At 72.1% G+C, this 3,883-nt stretch carries 4 protein-coding genes; all 4 read left to right on the top strand.

The genetic code is table 11. The features are described from left to right. Positions 1-290: 290 nt before the first annotated feature. Positions 291-1,652 carry a tRNA (N6-isopentenyl adenosine(37)-C2)-methylthiotransferase MiaB gene (gene miaB / locus ACY0I8_RS16940; RefSeq protein ID WP_461395687.1) on the top strand — a complete coding sequence of 454 codons (1,362 nt, stop codon included), beginning with the start codon at positions 291-293 and terminating at the stop codon, positions 1,650-1,652. A gap of 62 nt (positions 1,653-1,714) precedes the next feature. Further along, complete coding sequence (locus ACY0I8_RS16935) at positions 1,715-2,218, top strand: bifunctional nuclease family protein (RefSeq protein ID WP_461395686.1); 504 nt, start codon at positions 1,715-1,717, stop codon at positions 2,216-2,218. 13 nt (positions 2,219-2,231) lie between these two features. Next, positions 2,232-3,218: a methyltransferase domain-containing protein gene (locus ACY0I8_RS16930; protein WP_461395685.1), complete on the top strand. Its 987-nt coding sequence runs from the start codon at positions 2,232-2,234 to the stop codon at positions 3,216-3,218. Positions 3,219-3,235: 17 nt separating this feature from the next. Then, positions 3,236-3,883, top strand: a 648-nt coding sequence (locus tag ACY0I8_RS16925; RefSeq protein ID WP_461395684.1) for an energy-coupling factor transporter transmembrane component T family protein, incomplete at its 3' end; no start/stop codon positions are given.

The following is a 3,883-nucleotide window of genomic DNA, read 5'->3' as shown; positions in this document are numbered from 1 at the left end:
GGGGACTTCGGTTGGGAGGCTGGGAAGCTGGGAGGCTGGGAGGCAAACCCCTCTGGGATTCCCGTTTCTCCGACGGTGCCACCCGCCGGCCCGGCCCCCTCACCCTGGCCCTCTCCCCCAAGGGGGAGAAGGGATCTGCGGCGGTGCCGAGGGGAGGCACCGGGTCCCCCCTCCCCCGGCGGGAGGGGGAAGCGGCCCCGCGGCCGGACGGCCAAGCGGGAAGCGAGAAGCTTCCCAGCTTCCCAGCTTCCTAGCTTTCGAGCTTTCGAGCGAACTTCCGAGACGGATCCATGGAATCTCCGCGGTTTTACATTCAGACCTTCGGCTGTCAGATGAACGACCACGATTCGGCCGTGCTTTCCCGCATGCTCGAGGAGGCGGGATACCTGGAGGTGGCCGAGCCCGGGGAGGCCGACGTGATCCTGTTGAACACCTGCGCGATCCGGGAGAAGGCGGAGCAGAAGCTGTACTCCCAGCTGGGGCGGTTCCGGCCCCTCAAGGAGCGCCGGCCCGGGGTCGTGATCGCCGTGGGGGGCTGCGTGGCCCAGGAGGCGGGCCGGAGGGTGTTCCAGCGGGCCCCGTACGTGGACCTGGTGTTCGGCACCCACGTGCTCCACGAGGTGCCCGACCTGGTGGAGACGGTGCGCCGCACCGGCCGACGCCTCGTGGTGACGCCGGACGAAGCCGACCAGGACCGGATCGAGGCCTTCTACGCCCACCACCGGCCCCGGGCGGTGACGGCCTACGTCACCGTGATGCAGGGCTGCGACAACTACTGCGCGTACTGCATCGTGCCCTACGTCCGGGGCCGCGAGCGCTCGCGGCCGGTGCGCGAGGTGGTGGCCGAGGTGGAGCGCCTGGCCCGGGCCGGGGTGGTGGAGGTCACGCTCCTCGGGCAAAATGTGAACTCTTATAGTGTAAGCCCTAAACAGGAAACGGATTTCGCAGGCCTCATCCGTCGGGTGGCGGAGGTCGAGGGCATCCGGCGGATCCGGTTCACCACGAGCCACCCCAAGGACCTCTCGGACGAGCTCATCCGGTGCTTTGCCGAGGTGCCCCAGCTCATGCCCCACATCCACCTCCCGCTCCAGTCGGGATCCGATCGCATCTTGGAAGCCATGCGCCGGCGGTACACCGCGGCCCGGTATCTGGACCTCGTGGAACGGCTCCGGCAGGCGCGGCCCGGCATCGCGATCACCTCCGACATGATCGTCGGGTTCCCGGGCGAGACCGAGGAGGACTTCGAGGCCACCCTGGCCGTGATGGACCGGGTCCGGTTCGACGGGCTGTTCAGCTTCAAGTTCTCGCCCCGGCCGGGCACCCTGGCCGCCCGGCTTCCCGACCCCGTTCCCGAGCCGGTAAAGGAGGAGCGGTTGGCCCGGCTCCAGAGCCTCCAGCAGGCCCACACCCTAGAGCGGAACCAGGCCCTGGTGGGGAGCCTGCGGCCGGTGCTCGTGGAGGGGCCCAGCAAGGCCGGGGGCGGGCAGGTCGCCGGCCGCACGCCCGAGAACAAGATCGTGAACTTCGACGGCGACGTGGGGTGGACGGGGACCGAAGTGGCGGTGCGGATCACGGCCGCGGCGGTGAACTCCCTGCGGGGCGAGGTGGTCCGGGACGAGGGGGCCCGACCTGCGGCGGCCCTGGGCGGTTAGCCCCGTTTCCCGTGGGCAACCGGTGACCGGAGACCGACGGACGAAGTCCCAGGAGGTGCGGTGTGTACGTGAAGATGAAGATCGCGGCCGTGGCCCTCGATCCGAGGTCCAAGGGGCCGGTGGTGGTGCTCCGGGATACGGAGGGCCGCTACACCCTGCCCATCTGGATCGGGGTGCTCGAGGCCGCCTCGATCGCGTACGCCCTGGAGGGGGTGAAACCGCCCCGGCCCATGACCCACGATCTCCTCAAGATGATCCTGGAGGAGCTCGGGGCGTCGGTGGGCCGGATCGACATCGACGCCCTCGAGGACAACGTGTTCCACGCCAAGATCCACCTGGACTTGCCCGGCGGCGGGACGCGCCTCATCGACAGCCGCCCCTCGGACGCCATGGCCATCGCGCTGCGCACCGGGGCCGAGATCTTCGCCGAGGAGGGGGTGCTCAAGCGCGCCGCCGCGGTGGAGGTGAAGGAGGGGGAGTCCTCGGGGGGCGAGGCCGAGGAGGACCCGTGGAAGGAGTTCCTGGAGAATCTCGATCCCGAGGCCTTCGGGAAGTACAAGATGTGAGGCCGGAGACGCCATGACGACCCACGCGTCCCCCTGGCTCCCGCGGGAGCGGTTCGGCAACGCGCTGGCCCTTTCGGCTCCGGGCACCGGCCCCGAGCCGCCGGTCCGGCTACGGGAACTCTTGGAACGGATTCCTCCCGAGGTGGTGGAGCGGTTCACCGGATGCGGCTCGCCGATCCCCGAGGCCATCGAGGGCCGCCGGGTGCTCGACCTGGGCTGCGGCACCGGCCGCGACGTGTTCCTGTGCGCCGCCCTGGCCGGCCCCTCGGGGTTTGTGATGGGGCTCGACCGGGACCGGGAGAACCTGGAGGTGGCCCGCCGAAGCGTCGAGGCGGCCATGCGGGCCTTCGGCCATCCCGAGCCCAACGTGGCGTTTCGGTGGGGAAACATCGAGAACCTGGAGGAGGCGGGGCTCGAGGACGAGGGGTTCGACGTGGTGATCTCGAACCGGGCGGTGAACCTGGCCCCGCAACTCAAGGTGCTCCGGGAGGTGTTCCGGGTGCTCCGGCCCGGGGGGGAGTTCTATTTCGCCGACGTCTACACGAACCGCCGGTTGCCGGCGGAGGTGGCGGCCGACGAGGAACTCGTGCGGGAGCACCTGGGTGGCGCCGCGTACGTGAACGATTTCCTGCGCCTGGCCCGGAGGGCCGGGTTCGTGGACCCGCGGATCGTGGGGCGCTACCGCCTGCACCTGGCCGACCCCCACCTGGAGGCCCGGATGGGGGGGGTGGAGTTCTGGGCCTACACGTTCCGGCTGTTCAAGGTGGCCGACCTGGAGGACGGCGAGGAGGACTACGGGCAGGCGGCCCGGTACCGGGGTTCCATCCCGGGATGCGCCCACCATTTCGTGCTGGACGCCGACCACCGGTTCGAAACCGGGCGGGCCGCGCCCGTGGGGGGGAACACGGCCCGGATCCTGACGCAGTCCCGGTTCTTCCGCCACTTCGAGGTGATCGGCGACTTCTCCCGCCACTACGGGCCGTTTCACCCGCGGCCGTGAGGGGCCGGGGGGCGCGAGTGCGACGTGGCCTCCTCGGCACCCGGCTCGGCCGGGCGGACCCCAGGGCCAAGCTGGGCGCCTGCCTGGGCCTCGTGATCGCGGCCTGGGGCGCTGGCCCCGCGGGGTTCCTCGCCGCCCTGGCCACGGTGGGGGCGGGCTGGCGGGCCGCCGGCCTCGGGCTCGGACCCCTCGCCCGGGCGCTCCGGCCGGCCTCCGCATTGTTCGGGTTCTCCCTGCTCCTCCACGGGGTTACCACGCCGGACGTCCCCTTGCCGGGCACGCAGGGGTGGCCCGTGACCGTGACCCTTCCGGGCCTCGCGGCCGGGGCCGCGCTGTGCGTCCGGCTGGCCCTGGGGCTCGCCGCGGCGCGGCTTTTGACCGCGTTCACCCCGCCTCCCGATCTGGCCCGGGCCTTGGGGTGGGTCCTTCGGCCCCTGCAGCGGCTGACGGGGGAGGGGGCGGATCCGGGGCTTGCCCTGCTCGTGGCCCTGCGGGCCGGTCCCCTGGTGGGCGACGAGGCCGGGCGCCTGGCCCGGGCGGTGGCGGCCCGGAGCCCGGTCCCCCGGGGCCGGGTGCGGTGGTTCCTCCTGCGCCGGGGGGCAGAGGCCCTGACCCGGCGGCTCGTGCGCCGGGCCGAGGGGATGGCCCGGGCCATGGCCTGCCGG

It is taken from the genome of Deferrisoma sp. (assembly GCF_054681715.1).
The sequence above is the reverse complement of the archived record's forward strand: the minus strand, read 5'-3'. Positions and strand labels throughout refer to the sequence as shown.